General features: G+C 68.9%; 19 protein-coding genes. 5 read left to right on the top strand and 14 right to left on the bottom strand.

Annotated features, from left to right (window positions below; all coding sequences use genetic code 11):
• Positions 1 to 3,228 carry an NACHT domain-containing protein gene (locus ACTWQR_RS34525; RefSeq protein WP_443231148.1) on the top strand — a complete coding sequence of 1,076 codons (3,228 nt, stop codon included), beginning with the start codon at positions 1 to 3 and terminating at the stop codon, positions 3,226 to 3,228.
• Here ACTWQR_RS34525 and ACTWQR_RS34520 read toward each other — a convergent pair.
• Positions 3,213 to 3,383 (bottom strand): ATP-binding protein, encoded by a 171-nt coding sequence (locus ACTWQR_RS34520; RefSeq protein ID WP_443231147.1) that lies wholly within the window; start codon positions 3,381 to 3,383, stop codon positions 3,213 to 3,215. The genes ACTWQR_RS34525 and ACTWQR_RS34520 overlap by 16 nt on opposite strands.
• A gap of 368 nt (positions 3,384 to 3,751) precedes the next feature.
• Here ACTWQR_RS34520 and ACTWQR_RS34515 point away from each other — a divergent pair, with 368 nt between their 5' ends.
• A complete protein-coding gene (locus tag ACTWQR_RS34515; protein ID WP_443231146.1) occupies positions 3,752 to 4,813 on the top strand; it encodes a PDDEXK nuclease domain-containing protein in 1,062 nt (353 codons plus the stop codon).
• 19 nt (positions 4,814 to 4,832) lie between these two features.
• On the opposite strand, the gene ACTWQR_RS34510 is transcribed toward ACTWQR_RS34515, so the two are convergent.
• Positions 4,833 to 5,318, bottom strand: coding sequence for a helix-turn-helix domain-containing protein (locus ACTWQR_RS34510; RefSeq protein WP_443231145.1), 486 nt, complete (start codon positions 5,316 to 5,318; stop codon positions 4,833 to 4,835).
• 130 nt (positions 5,319 to 5,448) lie between these two features.
• On the opposite strand from ACTWQR_RS34510, the gene ACTWQR_RS34505 reads away from it, so the two are divergent.
• Positions 5,449 to 5,820, top strand: coding sequence for an STAS domain-containing protein (locus ACTWQR_RS34505; RefSeq protein ID WP_443231144.1), 372 nt, complete (start codon positions 5,449 to 5,451; stop codon positions 5,818 to 5,820).
• 120 nt (positions 5,821 to 5,940) lie between these two features.
• On the opposite strand, the gene ACTWQR_RS34500 is transcribed toward ACTWQR_RS34505, so the two are convergent.
• A complete protein-coding gene (locus ACTWQR_RS34500; RefSeq protein WP_443231143.1) occupies positions 5,941 to 7,461 on the bottom strand; it encodes a carboxylesterase/lipase family protein in 1,521 nt (506 codons plus the stop codon).
• A gap of 543 nt (positions 7,462 to 8,004) precedes the next feature.
• On the opposite strand from ACTWQR_RS34500, the gene ACTWQR_RS34495 reads away from it, so the two are divergent.
• Positions 8,005 to 8,646, top strand: a complete 642-nt coding sequence (locus ACTWQR_RS34495) for an HAD family acid phosphatase (RefSeq protein WP_443231142.1) — start codon at positions 8,005 to 8,007, stop codon at positions 8,644 to 8,646.
• A 106-nt stretch (positions 8,647 to 8,752) separates the two neighbouring features.
• Here ACTWQR_RS34495 and ACTWQR_RS34490 read toward each other — a convergent pair whose 3' ends face one another.
• Positions 8,753 to 11,278 (bottom strand): ATP-dependent Clp protease ATP-binding subunit, encoded by a 2,526-nt coding sequence (locus ACTWQR_RS34490; protein WP_443231141.1) that lies wholly within the window; start codon positions 11,276 to 11,278, stop codon positions 8,753 to 8,755.
• A 429-nt stretch (positions 11,279 to 11,707) separates the two neighbouring features.
• Here ACTWQR_RS34490 and ACTWQR_RS34485 point away from each other — a divergent pair, with 429 nt between their 5' ends.
• On the top strand, positions 11,708 to 12,418 hold the full coding sequence (locus ACTWQR_RS34485; protein ID WP_443231140.1) for an SCO3374 family protein: 711 nt from the start codon (positions 11,708 to 11,710) through the stop codon (positions 12,416 to 12,418).
• On the opposite strand, the gene ACTWQR_RS34480 is transcribed toward ACTWQR_RS34485, so the two are convergent.
• From ACTWQR_RS34480 to ACTWQR_RS34435, 10 genes are all read right to left on the bottom strand, one after another.
• Entirely contained in the window at positions 12,397 to 12,732 is a 336-nt protein-coding gene (locus tag ACTWQR_RS34480; protein WP_443231139.1) for a histone-like nucleoid-structuring protein Lsr2, read from the bottom strand. The two genes, ACTWQR_RS34485 and ACTWQR_RS34480, sit on opposite strands and share 22 nt — an antisense overlap.
• 249 nt (positions 12,733 to 12,981) lie before the next feature.
• Complete coding sequence (locus ACTWQR_RS34475; protein ID WP_443231138.1) at positions 12,982 to 13,545, bottom strand: amino-acid N-acetyltransferase; 564 nt, start codon at positions 13,543 to 13,545, stop codon at positions 12,982 to 12,984.
• Positions 13,546 to 13,554: 9 nt separating this feature from the next.
• Positions 13,555 to 13,962, bottom strand: coding sequence for a BlaI/MecI/CopY family transcriptional regulator (locus tag ACTWQR_RS34470; protein WP_443231177.1), 408 nt, complete (start codon positions 13,960 to 13,962; stop codon positions 13,555 to 13,557).
• Between the two features lie 218 nt (positions 13,963 to 14,180).
• The gene (locus tag ACTWQR_RS34465; RefSeq protein ID WP_443231137.1) at positions 14,181 to 14,360 is read right to left on the bottom strand and encodes a hypothetical protein; all 180 of its coding nucleotides are present in this window, start codon (positions 14,358 to 14,360) and stop codon (positions 14,181 to 14,183) included.
• Between the two features lie 84 nt (positions 14,361 to 14,444).
• Positions 14,445 to 15,173: a hypothetical protein gene (locus ACTWQR_RS34460; RefSeq protein WP_443231176.1), complete on the bottom strand. Its 729-nt coding sequence runs from the start codon at positions 15,171 to 15,173 to the stop codon at positions 14,445 to 14,447.
• Positions 15,174 to 15,495: 322 nt separating this feature from the next.
• Positions 15,496 to 16,293, bottom strand: coding sequence for a type III pantothenate kinase (locus ACTWQR_RS34455; protein ID WP_443231136.1), 798 nt, complete (start codon positions 16,291 to 16,293; stop codon positions 15,496 to 15,498).
• Between the two features lie 2 nt (positions 16,294 to 16,295).
• Positions 16,296 to 17,309, bottom strand: a complete 1,014-nt coding sequence (nadC, locus tag ACTWQR_RS34450) for a carboxylating nicotinate-nucleotide diphosphorylase (RefSeq protein WP_443231135.1) — start codon at positions 17,307 to 17,309, stop codon at positions 16,296 to 16,298.
• 5 nt (positions 17,310 to 17,314) lie between these two features.
• The gene (locus ACTWQR_RS34445; RefSeq protein ID WP_443231134.1) at positions 17,315 to 19,042 is read right to left on the bottom strand and encodes an L-aspartate oxidase; all 1,728 of its coding nucleotides are present in this window, start codon (positions 19,040 to 19,042) and stop codon (positions 17,315 to 17,317) included.
• A complete protein-coding gene (panC, locus tag ACTWQR_RS34440; protein ID WP_443231133.1) occupies positions 19,039 to 20,028 on the bottom strand; it encodes a pantoate--beta-alanine ligase in 990 nt (329 codons plus the stop codon). Before panC ends, ACTWQR_RS34445 begins: the two co-directional genes overlap by 4 nt.
• Positions 20,025 to 20,957, bottom strand: a complete 933-nt coding sequence (locus ACTWQR_RS34435) for a Rossmann-like and DUF2520 domain-containing protein (RefSeq protein ID WP_443231132.1) — start codon at positions 20,955 to 20,957, stop codon at positions 20,025 to 20,027. The genes panC and ACTWQR_RS34435 overlap by 4 nt, the downstream gene beginning before the upstream one ends.
• Positions 20,958 to 20,960 lie beyond the last annotated feature (3 nt).

Genomic DNA, 20,960 nt, shown 5'->3' with positions numbered 1-20,960 from the left:
ATGGTCGATCCGGGGATGGTCGGGGTCCGTGTCGCGTCGAGCGTCGTCGCGCCCCTGGTGCGGAAGCTGTTCGTACGGGAGGGGCCCGGGGCGGGGCTGGTGGCGCGGCCGGTTCGGATATCCGCGCTGGTGTCGTTCAAGGGTGAGAAACGCTCACTCGGCGAGAAGGACTTCCGCAAGCTCGTGGAGGAGCTGGTGCGGCGCGCGGCTGGGGAGACGCGCGAGCAGCCTTTGGAGGAGGCCGAGCTGGAGGCCGTCACCGACACCTTGGAGCTGACGCTGCACGCGCTGGGAAATCTGGAGCTCAACGATGTCGAGGCCGTGCGGCTGGGCCACAGGCAGCTGGCCGCCAAGTTGTACGAGCAGGCCGGCGGCCCGCAGCTCGTACGGTTCCTCAGCCAGGACTCAGTGTCTCTGTACTCCCACCTCCTGGAGAGTGCCTGCCTGCACATACTGCACTTCTTGACTCAACGCTCGACCTTCGCGGCCCGCAGCCTCGTCGAGCAGAGCCGACAGCTGAGCGAACTGATCACCCGTACTGACATCCTCATCCAGCGTCTGTCCTCCCAGTCCGCCGAGGACGCAGGTTTCGAGGAGCGCTACGCGGCCCACATCGCCAAGAAGCACAGCCTTCTCACCATCTACGGCGTCGACCTCAACGAGTCCCGGGACTGGCCCCTGGACACGGCCTACCTGAGCCTGGAGGCATACCGGAGCACTGACCACCAGCCGGTTGCCGACCCCGCCTTCACCGGACAGACCGGACAGGGCCGGGCCGAGGCAGCGTCGGCCGAAGGCTGGCTCCCCGCGCTGCCGCAACCTGTCGAGAAGGCGCTGGCGGGGAACCAACGGGTCCTGCTGCGCGGCAGCGCCGGATCGGGCAAGACCACACTGGTGCAGTCACTCGCGGTGGCCACCGCCCGCCAGGACCGGCTCACCGGCGAACTGGCCCACCTCATTGGGCGCGTGCCCTTCGTCCTCCCCCTCCGCACCCTCACCCGCGGAGGCGCCGCCCTACCCACCCCAGCGAACTTCCTGACCGCCGTGGGTTGCCCTCTCAACGGATCCCAGCCCTCCGGCTGGACGGACCGTGTGCTGTCAGCCGAGCGAGGACTGCTCCTGATCGATGGCATCGACGAGGTCCCCGAGCAGGAACGCGAACGCACGCGTCGCTGGCTGTCGGACCTCCTCTCCGCCTTCCCCGGCAACCTCTGGCTGGTCACCTCCCGCCCCTCCGCCGTACGGGACGACTGGCTGGGGAGCGAGGACTTCGCCGAGCTCACTCTCTCCCGTATGAGCCGCGAGAACATCGCGGTCTTCATCCGCCGCTGGCACGAGGCGGCCGAAGCCGACCCCGCGCTCGGCGAGACGCTGCTGAACGCCGTCCGCGCCAAACAGGACCTGGGGCGACTGGCCACCAACCCCTTGATGTGCGCACTCATCTGTGCCCTTCACCGCGAACGCCGGGGCTTCCTCCCCCGCGGCCGAAAGGCCCTGTACGACGCGGCCCTCTCCATGCTTCTGGAGCGCCGCGACCGCGAGCGCGACATGCGTGGCGTGGCCGGCGAGCTGGACGAGGAGTCCCAGATCGAGCTCCTGCAGAAGCTCGCGTACTGGCTCATCCGCAACGGCCGCGCGGAAATGGACCGCGCGGATGCGGTGAGCCAGCTGGAGCGGCTGCTGCCGTCCATGCCCTATGTCGCCGAGCAGGGCTCGGCCGAGGAAATCCTGCGGTACTTGCTCGTACGGTCTGGTCTACTGCGCGAACCGGCCAAGGGGGCTGTGGACTTCGTCCACCGCACGTTCCAGGACTATCTGGGAGCGCGGGCGGCAGTGGAGGAGCGCGACTTCGACTACCTCGTCCAGCACGCCCACCTCGACCAGTGGGAGGACGTGCTGCGCATGGCGGTCGCCCATGCTCGCCCGGATGAGCGGGCGAGGCTGTTGCGGGGGCTGGTGAGACGTGGGGATACGGCGGCGACACGCCACGACCGCGTACGGCTGCTTCTGCTGGCGATGGCCTGTCTGGAGCATGCGGCGAAGCTGGATCCAGGGATACGGGAGGAGGTGGAGCGGCGGGCGGGCGCACTGATTCCACCGCACAACTTCGACGAGGCTCAGGAGCTTGCCGCGCTGGGCCCCATTGTCCTGGAGCTGCTGCCGGGGCCGGAGGGACTGACCGAGTTGGTGGCGGCAGCCGTCGTCCACACGGCGGGCCTTATCGGAGGTGATGCGGCACTTCCCCTGCTGGCGCGGTACCTGGGCCACGAAGACACGGCAGTCCAGGGCAATCTCGGTTCCCACTGGTCCGCGTTCGACACCGAGACCTACGGGCAGGAGATCATCTGCAACCTGACCGGGAGGTCCGGGGTTCTCATTACCGTGACGTCTCCGGAACAACTGGCCGAGCTGCGGCGACTGGGCGGGCACGGTGAAGTGCGACTCCTCGGGGACTTCACCAGCGATCAGATCGCAGAAGCTTTCCGGGAAGACCAGCTCCGGAGAGTTTCCCTCCAAGACAACACGGTGATCGAGAGCGTGGAATTCCTCCGCCGCTTCCCTCGCCTGGGCCACCTCAATCTGGTGGGCTGCACCCAGATCTGGGACCTCTCGCCACTCCAGCACCTGCCGATACGAAATCTGGTTCTTCATGATTTGCCCGGCCTCACGGACCTCAACAGTCTGCGGACCCTCACCCGACTCGAAGTGCTCAGCCTGAGTACCGGAATCCCGGCGTGGCCCGGGACAGAAGCGCTGCCGCACGAGGCGCCGTTGACGACGCTCTTCCTTCCCAAGGACGCGAGCGGCCTCGCGGGCCTGGCGGACTTCCCACAGCTGCGGCAGCTGGGACTTCGGCTGGATACGTCGCCCACCCCGGCCGAGTGGAGCGTCATTGCAGGCCTTGAGGAGCTGTCCATTCTCAGCCTGTCGCAGAGTGAACTCGTGAGTCTGGCTACTTCCGGCGTACAGCTGGAGCAGATCAGCAGGGCGTTCATCATGGCCGACCGAGAAGAGGTAGACCTCCGGCAGGCCGCAACAGCATTCCCTTCACTGGAAAATGTGTCCGTGGATCAGCCGGGCACCACTCTCGACCTCTCTCCCCTGGCCGCCCTTCCCCAGCTCAAGGTCGTCGACGTGTACAGGGCGGACCGCATCCTCAACGCCGACAGACTCCCCGACTCCGTGAAGCTGAGCCTCCGTCCCCGCCCCCCTCACCGATTGAGCTGAAACCACACTCCTTTTCCACCCTCGGTCGGCGTCACCCCGCACACGTCCGACAGCGCGGTGACGAGGAACAGACCGCGCCCGCCGTCGTCTCCGACCGTGACCCGGCGAGGCGAGGGCAGCCGCGTGCTCCCGTCGTAGACGGCGAACCCGGACATGGGTCGACTCGATGGCGGCTCTGAGGCGCACGTCACCCTCCGCGTACCGGTGCACGTTCGTCACCAGCTCAGAGGTGCACAGGGCGGCGGTATCGGCAAGCTCGCCGAGCCCCAGCGTCTCCAGCATGGAGCGCACGAAGTCCCGGCAGACCTTGGGGGAGGTCACGGCGGCAGGGGTGAACAGGGTGTAGGTGAGCGGGAGTTCCATGGCTGACGCCTCCAAGGGCGGGGGGACGCTGGATGCAGCCTCACCACCACCCCCACCGCCCTGTCCGCCCTCATACGAACACTCGCCCCAACCCCACACGTTCGGATGACGTGACACAGTTCGCCCCCGCGTAAAGATCACCGTGCGCAAGCCTCGCCCCATGCACAAGAACACCGAGGCCAAGCCCACTCTCCCCACCCAGCAGAGCGCCCTGCCCTCCTGGTACGGCGACCTGCTGGGCGAGGTCAAGGAAACCGTCGCGGGCGCACGCCTCCGCGCCCAGCGGGCCGTGAACACCGAACTGGTCCAGATGTACTGGCAGATCGGCAAGCTCATCCTGACCCGTCAGGAGCAAGAGGGCTGGGGCACGAAGGTCGTGGGCCGCCTCGCCGCGGACCTGAAGACGGCGTTTCCGAACCAGCGCGGCTTCTCCCGCCGGAACCTGATGTACATGCACAAGATGGCTCGTACCTGGCCGGAGCCAATTGTGCAGCAGCCTGCTGCACAATTGCCGTGGGGCCACATCATGCTCATGCTGGACAAGCTCGACACCCGGCCCGACCTGGACTTCTACGCCACAGAAGCCGTCCGCAACGGCTGGTCCCGAGACCTCCTCAGCCGCTTCATCCACCAGAACCTGCATCTCACCCAGGGCTCCGCGGCCACCAACTTCGAGGTGACCCTCCCGGAGGGCTCCGCAGCCCTCAAGGACCTGGCAAGGGACCCGTACCGCCTCGACTTCCTCGGTCTCGACAAGCACCACTCCGAGCACGAGCTCGAAGAGGCGATCACCGCCAACATGGTCCGCTTCCTCACCGAACTCGGCGTCGGCTTCGCCTTCGTGGGCCGCCAGTACCCGGTGCTCATCGGCGGTGAGGAGTACCGCATCGACCTGCTCTTCTACCACCTCAAACTGCACCGCTACTTCGTGTTCGAGCTCAAGACGAAGGACGTACGCCCCGAACACGTCGGCAAGCTCAACTTCTACGTGAGCGTGGTCGACAAGATGGTCCGCGACGAGCAGCGCGACGACGCGACCATCGGCTTCCTCATCGGAACCCGGCACAACAAAGCCGCGGTGCAGCTCGCCCTCGACGCCAGCAACAACCCGCTGGCCGTGACGAACTACTCGACGCTCTCCCCGGCGGACCGCGAACTGGTCCCGACCGAAGAGGACTTGAGCCGCGTCGTCCAGGACGCCATCGACGCCGTGCGGTCGTGAGCAGTGCTCCGAGACGTGCTCAACGCTCCGACCGCGCCGGCTCACGGTGTGTGGACGCTGCCACCTCGCTCTCCGCTGCCACACCGGCCACCTGCTCGGCCACCGCTCCGATCCTGGCAAGTCGGGCCAGCGCAGGCCTCGACAGGACCTCTCCGATGTCGTGAAGGGCCACGATCAGCTCGTCGACTCCGTCCAGGGGCGCGTCCTTTCCCGCGTACAGGAGGATCCCCCGGTACTCCTCGGGTGAGATGGTCCCGCCCGGCAGTTCGATCTGCTCGGCGTCCGTGAGGAACAGGGCGGGGACCGAGGTGTCCAGAGCCAGGGCGATGGCGGTCAACTCGGCCGCCGTGAAGGCACGGCGCCCCCGCTCTGCCTGGTGGACGGCCTGCCTGCTCCAGGGCCTGTCCAGGTACTGCCCCATGGCCTCACCCAGTTCCGTGAGCGACAGGTGCCGTGCCTCCCGGAATCGCGCGATCTGCTTTCCGATGGCCTCTTCGACCCGCATCCCTGCTCTCCTCGCGTCATCCCGCACAGCCCTCTGCGTCATTGTGCATGATGACAGCGCAACATCAACGTTGACAAGCCGCATCAATCGCCATACTGTATCCCTGTATAACTCGCCGTCACTCCACACGATGACAGCATGGGAGACCGAAGTGCGGGATTTTCATCTGACCTCCATCACCGCCGGCAGCGACTGCGCCATCCTTCAGGTCGCCGGCGAGATCGACGTGTACACAACCCCGATGCTGCGCGAAGGGGTGATCGATCTCCTCGACAAGGACGCCGTCCACATCATCACGGACATGCGGAACGTGGAGTTTCTGGACTCGACCGGCTTAGGCGCTCTGGTGGGCAGCCTCAAGCGGCTGCGCGTGCGTGAGGGCTCACTCGGGCTCGTCATCGACAGTGACCGGCTCCTCAGGATTTTCCGGATCACCGGGCTCATCCAGGTCTTTCCGATCCACTCTTCGGTGCCGGAGGCGATCACTGCCGATGCGCACTGACGAGAGACCGTCGAAAGTGCGGGTACAGGTACGGGTACACGTACAGGCACAGGCACAGGCACAGGCGACAGCCGGAGCATCGAGGAGTGGTGCCGCGCGCACGGGTTGCTCTGACCCTGACTAGCCACTCAGCGGCAGCGTCCCGAACACATGCTCCCGCCACAATCCCCGCGACGCTTCCTCCGGATACGCGGCCACAGCCGGACTCGTGTCGAAGAGCCGGACGAGCCGTCGTTCTAGGTCGTACGCGGGCCAGCCCGGGCCGTGCCCGGAGGCGAAGCCCGTCCATGCGGTGCGGAAGGCCGCGGACAACTCCTCCGCCTCCTCATGCGGCCCCTCCCCCAACAACATCGCGGGCAGCCCGCCGCTGAGGTTGCCGAACACCAGCGGCACATCGAGCCCATGGCAGGCCCCGAGCCCTCCGCCCATGCCCGGTGCGCCCCAGGTCAGCTCATAGAGGTGGGCACGTCCGCCGCCGGCGACCTGGGCCTCGGCCAGGTGCAGGGACGGCATGCGGAACAGCCAGTCGGAGTGGACGAGTTCGTACAGCTCCTCCGGGCCGGCGCCCGGGAACGCGTCACGGTACGCGGCGGTGTCACCCGCGGCGGGCGCGAACACCCTCAGCGCCTCAGCCGCCTGATCCTCCGTCACCTCGCCCAGCATCCCGCCGAGCGCCAGGAACAACCGGTACTCGTCACGCGTGTGCCCGACCACGAGCTCGACGTCCCGACCCGCGCCGGAGGCCAACGCCTCCCACGGAGCAACCGGCAACACTTCGCCGTCCACAACGGGCGCTATCGGAATCGACGTATGCCCGAGCACCCCCCACCGCTCCGCGAACTGCTCCGTCTTCGCCCCGACCGCGTCCGCCGCCGCGGGCAACCGCCGCGGATCGACCGTGCTCAGGTCGTCCACCGTCGGCCGCAACCCCAGCTCGGCGGCGAAGGCCCCGGCGATGTCGGCGGCGAGTTCGGCCGAGAAGAACGTACCGGGCACGCTCTGCGCGACGGCCCGCCCGAAGAGCCCGCGAGCGCGTGGCATCGCGAGCAGCGCGGCCACCGATCCCGCCCCCGCCGACTCTCCGAAGACCGTGACCCGGTCCGGGTCGCCGCCGAAGGCCCGGATGTTCTCGCGCACCCACTCCAGCGCGGCGACCTGGTCGAGCAGCCCACGGTTGGCCGGCGCGCCCTCGATGGCGGCGAATCCCTCAATACCCACGCGGTAGTTGAGCGTCACCACGACGACGCCGCCCTCCCGCGCCAGCCGGCCGCCGTCGTACTCGGGCAGCCCGGACATCCCGATCGTGTACGCGCCCCCGTACAGCCACACCATCACTGGGAGCCCCGCGCCAGGACCGGGCTCCGGCGTCCAGACATTGAGGGTCAGCCAGTCGCCGGCACCCACCGCGTCCCCGGACGACAGCGCGTCCATGCCGAACGCCGCCGACTGGGGAGGCGGCGGCCCGTACGCCACCGCCTTCCGCACGCCGTCCCAGCCCCGTACGGGCCGTGGCGCACCGAACCGCAGCGCGCCCACCGGAGCCTCGGCGAACGGAATCCCGCGGAACACCGCCAGACCCGCCTGCCCTTCCCCTCGCAAGACACCTGCTGTCGTACGGACTTCGGGTTCGTCGGCGCCCATCACGGCTCCCTCTGAAGGCAGTTCGGGACATCGTGGATCGTCTCGCCGAACAGGGTCTTGCGGCCACCGGATTTTCCGAGTGGGATGCCATTCGCCGCTCCTCCGTCGGATCGGGCATCTCGTATCCGCGATTCACCGAGAATGCCCTTCAGTTCACCGGGTTGCGCGGCTTGCGTCATATGCGCTCGGTGAAGCGCCCAGTCAGGCGAACGGCTTCGAGCGGTCCTGCCGAGCTTTAGGCGACTCCGTCGCGAAAGATTCACCGGAAACGAAGATCTCTCGGCTGTATGGGCTCTGTTTTCGGGGTTGTGGTGGGTTCATTCGTGCCCGCTCCGGAGGCCACGGAAGTACCGGAGCAGGTCCTCGAACTCCTCCCGCGCCCGCACACCGCCATGAAGACGCACACCGTCCTCTAGCCCAACTTCGGCTGGGCGCCTTACAGTTACCAGCCAGTAATCCCTTCGCCTCCCTGTGTCCTCCCCTGCCCATGAGCATGCACTACGGCCCATGTCCCGCAGCGCTTCCATGCGAGAGGAACCCCCCATGACAGTAAGCAACCGGCTGCGCCGCCTCATAGGCGTGACCGCCGCCGCGACGGCCGTCACCGCGGCCCTGATGAGCCCCGCCGTCGCCTCGGCTCCGGCCGCGGCCACGACCACCGCCACGGCCGCGAGAACCGCCGCCGCGGCGGACGTGGACTACGCGACCTGGCAGAAGGACTGCCAAGCCGTCATGGCTCAGGCGCTCCCGTACCTGAAGGAACGTATCGCCGACGCGTCCTCGGGCGAGAAGCAGGCGATCGTCTTCGACATCGACAACACGACGCTGGAGACCGACTTCGGCTTCAGCTATCCGTCCCCGGCCAACGCGCCCGTCCTCGAAGTCGCCAAGTACGCCCAGGAGCACGGCGTCGCCCTGTTCTTCGTGACCGCGCGCCCGGACATCATCGCCTCCGTGACCGACTACAACCTCAAGCACGTCGGCTACAAGGTGTCCGGGCTCTATGTCCGCAACTTCGGCGATCTCTTCAGGGACAAGGCCGAGTACAAGACGGCCAAGCGCGCGGAGATCGAGGCCAAGGGCTACACGATCATCGCGAACATAGGCAACACCCCCACCGACCTCTCCGGCGGCCACGCGGAGAAGACGTACAAGCTGCCGGACTACGACGGCCAGCTGTCGTAACCGCGCGCGAGCATGAGCGCATGAGCGCATGACGAAGGGGCCGGTGCCTTGTTGGCACCGGCCCCTCCGGCCGTTCTCAGTCGTTCTCAGGCGAATCCCCGGAGGGTCACGCCTCCTTGCTCAGATTGGGACCAGCCCCACCGGCGGCCTGCTCGATCGGCGGGACGTCCGGCAGTGCCGACTTCTCCTCGCCGCGGAAGGTGAAGACCTTGGCCTCGCCCTCGCCCTCCGTGTCGACGACCACGATGTGACCGGGGCGCAGCTCGCCGAAGAGGATCTTCTCCGACAGGCTGTCCTCGACCTCACGCTGGATCGTGCGACGCAGCGGACGCGCGCCGAGCACGGGGTCGTAACCCTTCTGCGCCAGCAGCTCCTTCGCGGACTGGGAGAGCTCGATGCCCATGTCCCGGTCCTTGAGGCGCTCGTCCACCTTGCCGATCATCAGGTCGACGATCCGCAGGATGTCGCTCTGGGTCAGCTGCGGGAAGACGACCACGTCGTCGACGCGGTTGAGGAACTCGGGGCGGAAGTGCTGCTTGAGCTCGTCCGCGACCTTGTTCTTCATGCGCTCGTAGTTGGACTTCGTGTCGCCCTGGGCGGCGAAGCCCAGGTTGAAGCCCTTGGAGATGTCCCGGGTGCCGAGGTTGGTCGTCATGATGATGACCGTGTTCTTGAAGTCCACGACCCGGCCCTGGGAGTCGGTCAGACGACCGTCCTCCAGGATCTGCAGCAGCGAGTTGAAGATGTCCGGGTGGGCCTTCTCGACCTCGTCGAAGAGGACCACCGAGAACGGCTTGCGCCGCACCTTCTCCGTCAGCTGGCCGCCCTCTTCGTAGCCCACGTAACCGGGGGGCGAACCGAAGAGACGCGACACCGTGTGCTTCTCACTGAACTCCGACATGTCGAGGGAGATCAGCGCGTCCTCGTCACCGAAGAGGAACTCGGCGAGCGCCTTGGACAGCTCGGTCTTACCGACACCGGACGGACCGGCGAAGATGAACGAACCACCGGGACGCTTCGGGTCCTTCAGACCGGCACGCGTACGACGGATCGCCTTCGAGAGCGCCTTGACGGCGTCCACCTGACCGATGACCCGCTTGTGGAGCTCGTCCTCCATGCGCAGCAGACGCGAGGACTCCTCCTCGGTCAGCTTGAAGACCGGGATGCCGGTGGCAGTCGCGAGGACCTCGGCGATCAGCTCGCCGTCGACCTCGGCGACGACGTCCATGTCGCCGGCCTTCCACTCCTTCTCCCGCTTGGCCTTGGCGGCCAGGAGCTGCTTCTCCTTGTCGCGGAGGGAGGCGGCCTTCTCGAAGTCCTGCGAGTCGATCGCGGACTCCTTGTCGCGGCGGACGCCGGCGATCTTCTCGTCGAACTCGCGGAGGTCCGGCGGCGCGGTCATCCGGCGGATACGCATCCGGGAGCCGGCCTCGTCGATCAGGTCGATCGCCTTGTCCGGCAGGAAGCGGTCCGAGATGTACCGGTCGGCGAGCGTCGCCGCCTGCACCAGGGCCTCGTCCGTGATGGACACGCGGTGGTGCGCCTCGTAGCGGTCGCGCAGGCCCTTGAGGATCTCGATCGTGTGGGGGAGCGAAGGCTCCGCCACCTGGATCGGCTGGAAGCGGCGCTCGAGGGCCGCGTCCTTCTCGAGGTGCTTGCGGTACTCGTCGAGGGTGGTCGCACCGATGGTCTGGAGCTCACCGCGGGCCAGCATCGGCTTCAGGATCGAAGCCGCGTCGATGGCGCCCTCGGCGGCACCCGCACCGACCAGCGTGTGCAGCTCGTCGATGAACAGGATGATGTCGCCGCGGGTGCGGATCTCCTTGAGGACCTTCTTGAGGCGCTCCTCGAAGTCACCGCGGTAGCGGGAGCCGGCGACCAGCGCGCCCAGGTCGAGGGTGTAGAGGTGCTTGTCCTTGAGGGTCTCGGGCACCTCGCCCTTGACGATGGCCTGCGCCAGCCCCTCGACGACGGCGGTCTTGCCGACGCCGGGCTCGCCGATGAGTACGGGGTTGTTCTTCGTACGGCGGGACAGCACCTGCATGACCCGCTCGATCTCCTTCTCGCGCCCGATGACCGGGTCGAGCTTGGACTCACGAGCGGCCTGGGTGAGGTTCCGGCCGAACTGGTCGAGGACCAGGGACGTCGAGGGGGTGCCCTCGGCAGGCCCACCTGCGGCGGCGGTCTCCTTGCCCTGGTAGCCGGAGAGCAGCTGGATGACCTGCTGCCGCACCCGGTTGAGATCAGCGCCCAGCTTGACCAGGACCTGGGCGGCGACGCCCTCGCCCTCACGGATCAGGCCGAGCAGGATGTGCTCCGTGCCGATGTAGTTGTGGCCCAGCTGAAGGGCCTCGCGGAGCGACAGCTCCAGGACCTTCTTGGCACGGGGGGTGAAGGGGATGTGCCCGGACGGGGCCTGCTGCCCCTGCCCGATGATCTCCTCCACCTGCTGGCGGACCGCCTCGAGCGAAATCCCGAGGCTCTCCAGGGCCTTAGCGGCGACACCCTCACCCTCGTGGATCAGGCCCAGGAGGATGTGCTCGGTGCCGATGTAGTTGTGGTTGAGCATCCGGGCTTCTTCCTGAGCCAGGACGACAACCCGCCGCGCGCGGTCGGTGAACCTCTCGAACATCGTTAATCGCTCCTCAGAGCGGTCAGGCAGTAAGGGGACGCTCCCCTCCCTGTCCTTCCGCAGCTTAGTCCCGCAAGCGGGGACCGCTCATTCCATCTGCCGACACCATCCTTGGCCTCCTGACCCGGAAAGCCGACATCTGCTCCAACCCAAGCGTGCGAGACGATGTTCCCGCAGGCCAGGCAGATAGCCTCACTAGCTGTACGCCGATGGCGAACGTGAGATGCCCGAGCCATGCGTGTCGCCCCTCCCACTAGGGATGTCTTACCCGTACGCACTGACACTCCATGCCCCGCGCACCGGTTCCCTCCGCTACGGGCGAACATCCTTGCGCCGCCGACCCCTCCGGAACGCCCTCTCGAACGGCACTGTGCGCATCCGCGAGGCCACCCAGCGTAACTCGAACGCTCTTCTGACGGTTGGCCTTGCATGGTCCCCACAGTTCCCTTTCCCCGTCGGCCGCTCGAAGCGAGCGATCCGGTCCGGCACTGGTACGAGAACGAACTGGGCTGGGCAACAGTGCCCGGAACTCCGGTGAAACTGCTGACGGGAATGCGTTTCGACGTCCTGGACGCGCCCGCGGAAGCGGGATACGCGGCACTTCGGCACCTGGGGCCGGGCTCTCCGGTGGCCGTGCGGGCGGACCGGATGCGGCTACTGGTGGCCGCGGGCACCGCGGACGAGTTGCCGGGGCTGCTGGAATGGCTGGAGTGGGGCGCTCTCGCGCTGGATCTCAGGGCGATCGGCGCGGGCGAGCGCATCGAGGCGCCGCTACCACCGGGTCTGGCCCGCACTCAAGGGAAGACGGCCCGGGGAAACACCGACCAGAGGAACAGAGGCCGGGGGATCACAGATCTCGGGATCACAGACCGCAGGAACACGCGCCAGGGCGGGACGAGCCAGGAAAGGACCACAGGGGCCCCCGTGAGCGGGCCTGTCGGCGGCCCGCAGGGGGCCGCCGTCTGGCTGCGGCCCCCTGAGCCTGGCTGCGAGGTGGAGCCTTCGTTGCCGACGCTGTCGGCGCTGGGTGGGGGCGGTGGGGGCGCCCCCGATCTCGTACGACTCGTGGACACGATGGCGACGGAGTGCCATCGCATCCGGCTGCGCCGTTCCTGCACTCAGGCGTTGGCCTTCTCGTAGGCCTCGCGAATGGACGCCGGAACGCGGCCACGGTCATTGACCTCGTAACCGTTCTCCTTCGCCCACGCGCGGATCTGCGCGGTGTCCTGACTCCCGCCGGAGGCGACGCGCGCCTTTCCACGACCCCCCGAAGCGCGGCCTCCGGTACGACGACCGCCCTTCACGTACGGCTCGAGAAGTCCACGGAGCTTGTCCGCATTGGCAGTCGTGAGATCGATCTCGTACGTCTTGCCGTCCAGCGCGAACGTCACGGTCTCGTCCGCCTCGCCGCCGTCGAGGTCGTCGACAAGAAGGACCTGAACCTTCTGTGCCACCGGATTTCCTTTCATCGATATCTTCAGGGCCGAGGGTCTGCGGCGGCCGCCGCGTTTCACGTCCCTGTTATATGCACTACTGCAGTACGTCGGAAAGCAAACCGCTTTTGCTGGAAAAACACAAACCCCTGGGAGAGACCGATGGGACCCGGGAAGACCGGAAACGTGCGCGTTTCGGACATAGGGCCCGCCGGGGAAGGCGGATCGGGGTAAGTGCCGGGGTACTGCCGGAGTATTACCCGTCGGCGATCACAGATGCAGAAGCATCCGGCTGTTGCCCAAGGTGTTCGGTTTCACTCGTTCGAGACCGAGGAACTCAGCCACGCCCTCGTCATAGGAACGCAGTAGCTCGGCGTAGACATCGGCGTCGACGGGCGTCTCGCCGATCTCCACGAAGCCGTGCTTCGCGAAGAAGTCGACTTCGAAGGTCAGGCAGAATACCCGGCGAACACCGAGCCAGCGGGCGGTCTGCAGCAACTTCCCCAGCAACTGATGGCCGACACCGGCTCCCTTGAGGGCGGGGTTCACCGCGAGAGTGCGGACTTCCGCGAGGTCTTCCCACATCACGTGCAGAGCGCCGCAGCCCACGACCTCAGTACTTGATCCGGCATCGCGTTCCGCGACCCAGAACTCCTGGATGTCCTCGTAAAGCGTCACCATCGCTTTGTCGAGCAGGATGCCGCCGCGGACGTACGCGTCAAGGAGGCGGCGAACCGCCGGGACATCGGTGGTCCTGGCCCGGCGAACGGTGAGTGCTTTAGCGGTGACTTCAGGTTGCTCTGCGGACTGCTCTGCGGGCTGCTCTGCTGGCATGAACGGACGCTATCGCCCTGTGTCGCCCTCGGTGGCGGCGGGGTTCTCGTCGGCCGGGTTCTCCGCCGCCGGGTTCTCCTTGGCGGGGGTTTCCGGTCCTTGGACCATACGCACGGCATCCCGCAGTGCTTCGCGCTGTTCCGGGGACATCATGCCGAAGAAGGCGACGAGAGCCGCGGCGGGGTTGTCACTCTGGGACCAGGCGTCGTTCATCAGTGCGGCCGCGTAGGCGGCGCGGGTCGAGACCGCCTCATATCGATAGGCCCGGCCTTCCGCTTCGCGGCGTACCCAGCCCTTCTGATGGAGATTGTCCAAAACGGTCATCACCGTGGTGTACGCGATGGACCGCTCCTGCTGAAGGTCTTCCAGGACTTCCCGAACGGTTACCGGGCGGTTCCACTTCCACACCCGCGTCATGACCGCGTCTTCGAGTTCTCCCAATGGGCGAGGCACAGCTCAGAACAATAGGGGGAGATGGCGTCATTCGCATGGTGGACGTGGCTTTGGATGGCAAACGGGCACAAAAAGGGCGTACGACTCGGGAAGTTGATGAGTCGTACGCCCTGGTTGAGCGTCTGGCGCCCTGGGTGAGCCTCTGGTCTGCGTTCGGTCCGGCGTCCAGCAGGCGCAGGTGTTCAGGCGTCGGTGTTCCGGGAGGCCTGGCGGGTGTTCTCGGCGCGCGCGAGGGCCGCGTCGACGACCGCGTCCTCCTTGGCCTTGTTGGCGCCGCCCTGGCTCTTCACGATCGTCACGATCAGACCGGTGAAGAACACGGCCATCACTACCGGGGGTACGAGCGCGGAGACGTAGTCCATGCCGTCCAGAGTAGCCAGGGCCTGTGGGGCGGGTCAGGGGTGGGGGTGGGCGGTTGAGATGAGGAGTGAGGTCTTGGGCTTCGGCTAGCCCACCGCGAGTTGCTGCGGCGGGCCGGCGGGTGGCGCGGACGGCTTGCGCCTGGGAGGGAAGACCTCGCCAGGGGTCGGGATGGGGCGGTCCGGGTGCGAGGGGTGCGGCTGGGGCTGGGGGGCCGGCTTCTCGGCGGGTTTCTCCGCGGGCTTCTTGCCGGGGTCTTTCGCGGCTTCGGTGGTGCCGCAGGTGGCGACACGCGCGCGTGAAGATGTGTCGGGGGCCAGGCCGCCGGGGAGAGCCGTCAGGCGAGTGCGCACGCGGGTGTGGTCGTGAGGGCGGGCTTCGGCGCTGGCACTGGTGCTGTCACTGGCGCTGGCGCTGGTGCTGGTGCGGGAGGCTGGGACCGTGCGGACTGCCAGGCGGGTGCGTACGTCCTGCTCCACGAGGGCGTGGCAGCGGGCGAGGAGGGCGGCCGCGATGGGGTTGCCGCGCAGGGCGCGTAGGCCGGCGAGGTCGTCGGGGTTCGGGCGGTAGCCGGCGCCCAGGGCTTCCTCCAGAAGCGTCAGGTAGCCGGCTGCCGTGCCGGGTAGCGCGGCGCGGTAGCGGGCGAGGTCGGCCAGCAGGAAGGCGCGCAGCCGGGCGCCCTCGTGGGCCGCCTCGTCGACGGACTCGGCCAGGCGGAGGCAGTCCTGGACGTCCTCGGCCGAAGCGGGGCTGGGATGGAGGGCGAGGGCGAGCGCACGTCGGAGCACACGCAGCTCCTCCGCACCGAACGCCATGCCGCCGCGGGATCCGTAAGGCGTGGGCATGCTCGCGACGATACGCGCTAATCAGACAAAATTCGCAGAACGGGCGCGTGTGGCGTGGCTTGGCCGGGCTTGCCTCAGGCGGTTGGGCGGTTGTTTGTCTGCGGGGTGAGTGGGCTGTTCGCGCAGCTCCCCGCGCCCCTGGGTTTGTTGCGGGGGCGGGGCACCGCGCGACCAGCCACTGACGGCCTGCCGTGTACGAACCGGCCTGAGGCGCCCTTTCAGGGGCGCGGGGAACTGCGCGACCAACCCGCGCCCTGAGCGCACGCCCGCGGGTGGAGCCTCCGGTGGCTGATCAGGTGCGGGAGACGTTTCGTTCGTAGACCAGGCGGAGGCCGATAAGGGTCAGCCAGGGCTCGTGCTCGTCGATGACCGAGGATTCGCCGAGCACCATCGGTGCGAGGCCCCCCGTGGCGATGACGGTGACGTCGTCGGGGTCCTCTGCCAGTTCGCGGGACATGCGGTTGACGACGCCGTCCACCTGGCCCGCGAAGCCGTAGATGATGCCGGACTGCATGGCCTCGACGGTGTTCTTGCCGATGACGGTGCGGGGGCGGGCGATCTCGATCTTGCGGAGCTGGGCGCCTCTGACGCCGAGTGCCTCGACCGAGATCTCGATGCCGGGGGCGATGACGCCGCCGGCGTACTCCCCGCGCGCGGAGACCGCGTCGAACGTCGTCGCCGTGCCGAAGTCGACGACGATGGCCGGTCCCCCGTAGAGCTCGACCGCCGCCACCGCGTTGATGATGCGGTCGGCGCCGACCTCCTTGGGGTTGTCCATCAGGATCGGGACGCCCGTCTTGATGCCCGGTTCGACGAGGACAGCCGGTACGTCGCCGTAGTAGCGGCGCGTGACCTCTCGGAGTTCGTGCAGGACCGAGGGGACCGTCGAGCAGATCGCGATGCCGTCGATGCCGTCGCCCAGTTCGTCGCCGAGGAGCGGGTGCATGCCCATCAGGCCCTGGAGGAGTACGGCCAGTTCGTCGGCGGTGCGGCGGGCGTCCGTCGAGATGCGCCAGTGCTCGACGATGTCCTCGCCGTCGAAGAGGCCGAGGACGGTGTGCGTGTTGCCTACGTCGATGGTGAGCAGCATGCCTACTCAGCCTCGCTCGTCGACGCTTCGCGCAGGTCGAGGCCGATGTCCAGGATGGGAGAGGAGTGCGTGAGGGCGCCCACCGCGAGGAAGTCGACGCCTGTCTTCGCGTACGTCTCCGCGGTCTCCAGGGTGAGGCGGCCCGAGGCCTCCAGGAGTGCGCGGCCCTGGACCAGGGCCACCGCCTCCTCGCATTCGAGGGGCGTGAAGTTGTCGAGGAGGATCAGGTCGGCGCCCGCGTCCACGACCTCGCGGAGCTGGCGCAGGGTGTCGACCTCGACCTCGATCGGCACGTCCGGGAAGGTCTCGCGGACCGCCTTGAAGGCCTGGGTCACACCGCCCGCGGCCACTACGTGGTTGTCCTTGACCAGGGCCGCGTCGGAGAGGGACATGCGGTGGTTGACGCCACCGCCCATGCGTACCGCGAACTTCTCCAGGGAGCGCAGGCCGGGCGTCGTCTTGCGGGTGTCCCGTACGCGCGTGTCGGTGTTCTCCAGGACGTCCGCCCACGCGCGCGTGGCGGTCGCGATGCCGGAGAGGCGGCAGAGGAGGTTCAGCGCGCTGCGCTCGGCCGTGAGGATGTCGCGGGTGCGGGTGGTGACGGTGAGGAGCTTCTCGCCGGCCTCTACGCGGTCGCCGTCGTCGACATGGCGCTCGACCTCGAACTCGTCCGTGCAGACGACGGAGATGACGGCTTCCGCGACTCGCAGGCCCGCTACGACGCCTGCCTCGCGGGCCGTGAAGTCGGCGGTGGAGACGGCCTCTTCGGGGATGGTCGCGACCGTGGTCACGTCGACTCCGTGGTCGAGGTCCTCCTCGATGGCCAGGTGCGCGATGTCCTCGACCTCGACGGGGTCGAGCCCGGCGTCGGCGAGGAGCTGCGCGAGGGAGGGGTCGAGGCCGCACTCGGCGTACTCCGCGTTCTCAGGGGAGGCGGGGTCGTACTCCCCTTCGGCGCCGCAGCCGCAGCCGTCGCCGCAGCCACCGCCGATGAGGGGAAGGTCGGGGGTGCTCACTTCTGTCACTGCTCCTGGGGACGGGGCTGCTGGGGCTGCCGGGTTGAGGGGAAGTCTGCTGTGTCGGTGGGGTGTACGGCGAGGGTTCGGTCGGGATTCAGCCGTACGACGATGTGGCGCCGCCAGTTCGTGTCGTCCCGTTCATCTCGGTCCTCACGCCAATGGCAGCCGCGGGTCTCCTCGCGCAGGCCGGCGGCGGCGACGAGGACGCGGGCCACGCACAGGAGGTTGGTGGCCTCCCAGGTGTCGACGCCGGGCTCGGCCGTCTTGCCGTTCTCGTCGAGGGCGTCGCGGGCGTCGGTGTGCAGTTGCTGGAGGCGGTCGGCCGCGGTCTCCAGGGAGGTGGCCGAGCGGAGCACTCCGGCGCCGTCCGTCATGATCCGCTGGATCGAGAAACGGGCCTCCGGGGCGAGCAGCGGGTGCGCGGGCTTCTCCGGGTGGGCGACCGGGACCGGCACGCGCGCGTGGAGGCGGTTTTCCTCGTGGCGGTGCGCGATGTCGGCCGCGATGCGCTCGGCGTAGACGAGACCCTCGAGGAGGGAGTTGGAGGCGAGCCGGTTGGCGCCGTGAACGCCCGTGCAGGCGACCTCGCCGCACGCGTACAGGCCGGGGACCGTGGTGCGGCCCTGGGAGTCCGTGCGGACGCCTCCGGAGGCGTAGTGGGCCGCTGGGGCGACCGGGATCGGCTCGGTGACCGGGTCGATGCCGTGGGTGCGACAGGCGGCCAGGATCGTCGGGAACCGGTGCTCCCACATGTCGGCGCCGAAGTGCCGGGCGTCCAGGTACATGTGCTCGGCGTCCTGCTCCTGCATGCGCCGCATGATGCCCTTGGCGACGATGTCCCGCGGCGCGAGCTCGGCGAGCTCGTGCTGGCCGGCCATGAAGCGCACGCCGTCCGCGTCGACCAGGTGGGCGCCCTCGCCGCGTACGGCCTCGGAGACCAGCGGCTGCTGGCCCTCGGCGTCCGCGCCCAGGAAGAGCACGGTCGGGTGGAACTGGACGAATTCGAGGTCGCTGACCTCGGCTCCGGCGCGCAGTGCGAGCGCGACGCCGTCGCCGGTGGACACGGACGGGTTGGTGGTCGCCGAGAAGACCTGGCCCATGCCGCCGGTCGCGAGGACCACGGCCGGCGCGTGGACGGCTCCGACGCCGTCGTGCTGGCCCTCTCCCATCACGTGCAGGGTCACGCCCGCGGTGCGCCCGTCGGAGTCCGTGAGGAGGTCCAGGACGAGCGCGTTCTCGACCGTACGCAGTCCACGCGCGCGTACCGCCTCGACGAGGGCCCGGGAGATCTCGGCACCGGTCGCGTCGCCGCCCGCGTGGGCTATGCGGCGGCGGTGGTGGCCGCCTTCGCGGGTCAGTTCCAGGTCGCCCTCTTCGGATTCGTCGAAGTGGGCGCCGGTCGCGATGAGGCGGCGTACGGCGTCGGGGCCCTCGGTGACGAGGATGCGGACGGCCTCCTCGTCGCACAGGCCGGCGCCCGCCACCAGCGTGTCGTCGAGGTGCTGCTCGGGGGTGTCACCCTCGCCGAGCGCCGCGGCTATGCCGCCCTGCGCCCAGCGGGTCGATCCGTCGTCGAGGCGGGCCTTCGTGACGACCACGGTGCGCAGGCCGGCCGCGTCGCAGCGCAGGGCCGCGGTGAGTCCGGCGACTCCCGAGCCGACGACCACGACGTCGGCGGCGATGGACCAGCCGGGTGCGGGCGCGTGCAGACGTATGCCTGTGGTGGTCACGAGGCGGCTCCGAAGGTGAGAGGAATGTTGTCGATCAGCCGGGTCGTCCCGACCCGGGCGGCGACGGCGAGGACCGCCTCGCCGGTGTGATCGTCCGGGATCTCGGTGAAGTCGGACGGATCGACCAGCGCCAAGTAGTCCAGGGCGAGCGGGGGTTGGAGGCGGGCCGCGTCGTCGAGGACGAGGCGGGCGGCGGCGCGCACCGCGGCGGGGCCTCCGGGAGCGGCTTTGGCCACGGCGTGCGCGTCGGCCGCGGCGCGGGACTCGCCGATGGCGCTGAGGGCCTCGGCACGCGCGCGCGTGGCGGGCACTTCGCGGGCACGCGCGCGCAGCGCCTCCTGGGCGGCGTGCCGGTCGCTGCCCGCGAACAGGGCCTGGGAGAGGGCCAGCGCGGTGCGGCGCTCGGCGGTCGACAGATAGCGGTTGCGGCTGGACAGGGCCAGGCCGTCCTCCTCGCGCACCGTCGGAACGCCGACGATCTCCACGCCGAAGTTCAGGTCGCGCACCATGCGGCGGATCAGGGCGAGCTGCTGGGCGTCCTTCTGCCCGTACAGCGCCACGTCGGGCCGGGTGAGATGCAGCAGCTTGGCGACGACGGTGAGCATGCCGTCGAAGTGCCCCGGCCGCACCGCGCCCTCCAGGCGCTCACCCATGGGTCCCGCGCTGACGCGGACCTGGGGCTCCCCGCCCGGGTAGACCTCGTCCACGAAGGGGGCGAACACGACGTCCGCGCCCGCCTGATCGGCGATCTTGACGTCGGCGTCCAGAGTGCGCGGGTAGCGGTCGAGGTCCTCGCCCGGGCCGAACTGGAGAGGGTTCACGAAGACCGTGACGACGACCTCTCCGTCCCCCGCGATCCCCCGGGCGGTACGGATGAGTGTCGCGTGGCCCTCGTGCAGGGCGCCCATGGTCATCACGACGGCGCGGCGGCCGGTGCGCACGCGTGCGTGGAGCTCGTCGGTGGTGCGCAGCAGAGCGGTCGTCATCGGTCGCTCCCGTCGTCGGGAAGGGTCGCCCCGTTGGCCAGTACCCCGAGGAGGTCCTCGGCGAGCTCCGGCTTGAGCATCCCGTGGGCGAGGGCCCGGTCGGCGGTCGCGCGGGCCATCGCCAGATAGCCGGCGACGGTCTGCGGTGCGTGCCTGCGCAACTCGGCGACGTGCGCGGCGACCGTGCCCGCGTCGCCGCGCGCCACCGGTCCGGTGAGGGCCGCGTCGCCCGACCTGAGGGCGTTGTCCAGGGCGGCGCCCAGCAGCGGGCCCAGCATCCGGTCCGGGGACTCGACGCCCGCCGCGCGCAGCAGCTCCATGGACTCGGCGACCAGGGTCACCAGGTGGTTGGCGCCGAGCGCGAGGGCCGCGTGGTAGAGCGGCCGGGACTCCTCGGCGATCCACTCGGGCTCGCCGCCCATCTCGATGACCAGGGCCTCGGCGGCCAGCCGCAGCTCCTCGGGCGCGGTGACCCCGAAGGAGCACCCGGCCAGCCGCTGCACGTCCACGGGGGTGCCGGTGAACGTCATGGCGGGGTGCAGCGCGAGCGGCAGCGCCCCGGCGCGCAGGGCGGGGTCCAGGACCCTCGCGCCGTACCGCCCGGAGGTGTGCACGAGCAGCTGCCCCGGCCGCACGGCGCCCGTCTCGGCGAGGCCCTCCACCAGCCCCGGCAAGGCGTCGTCCGGGACCGTCAGGAGCACCAGGTCGGCCCGCTCCAGGACCTGCTCGGGAGTCATCAGCGGCACGTCGGGCAGCAGCTGCGCCGCTCGTCGTCGGGAGGCGTCGGAGACCCCGGAGACGGCCACCGGGCGGTGCCCGGCGAGTTGCAGGGAAGCGGCCAGTGCGGGACCCACGCGGCCGGCGCCGACAACGCCGATGGTGAGCCGCGCGGGGCGGTCCTTGGGGTCTGGCTGTGGGAATGTACTCACTCG

The organism is Streptomyces sp. 2A115, assembly GCF_052245575.1.
In the GTDB taxonomy this organism is placed as follows: Bacteria; Actinomycetota; Actinomycetes; order Streptomycetales; family Streptomycetaceae; genus Streptomyces.
The sequence above is the reverse complement of the archived record's forward strand: the minus strand, read 5'-3'. Positions and strand labels throughout refer to the sequence as shown.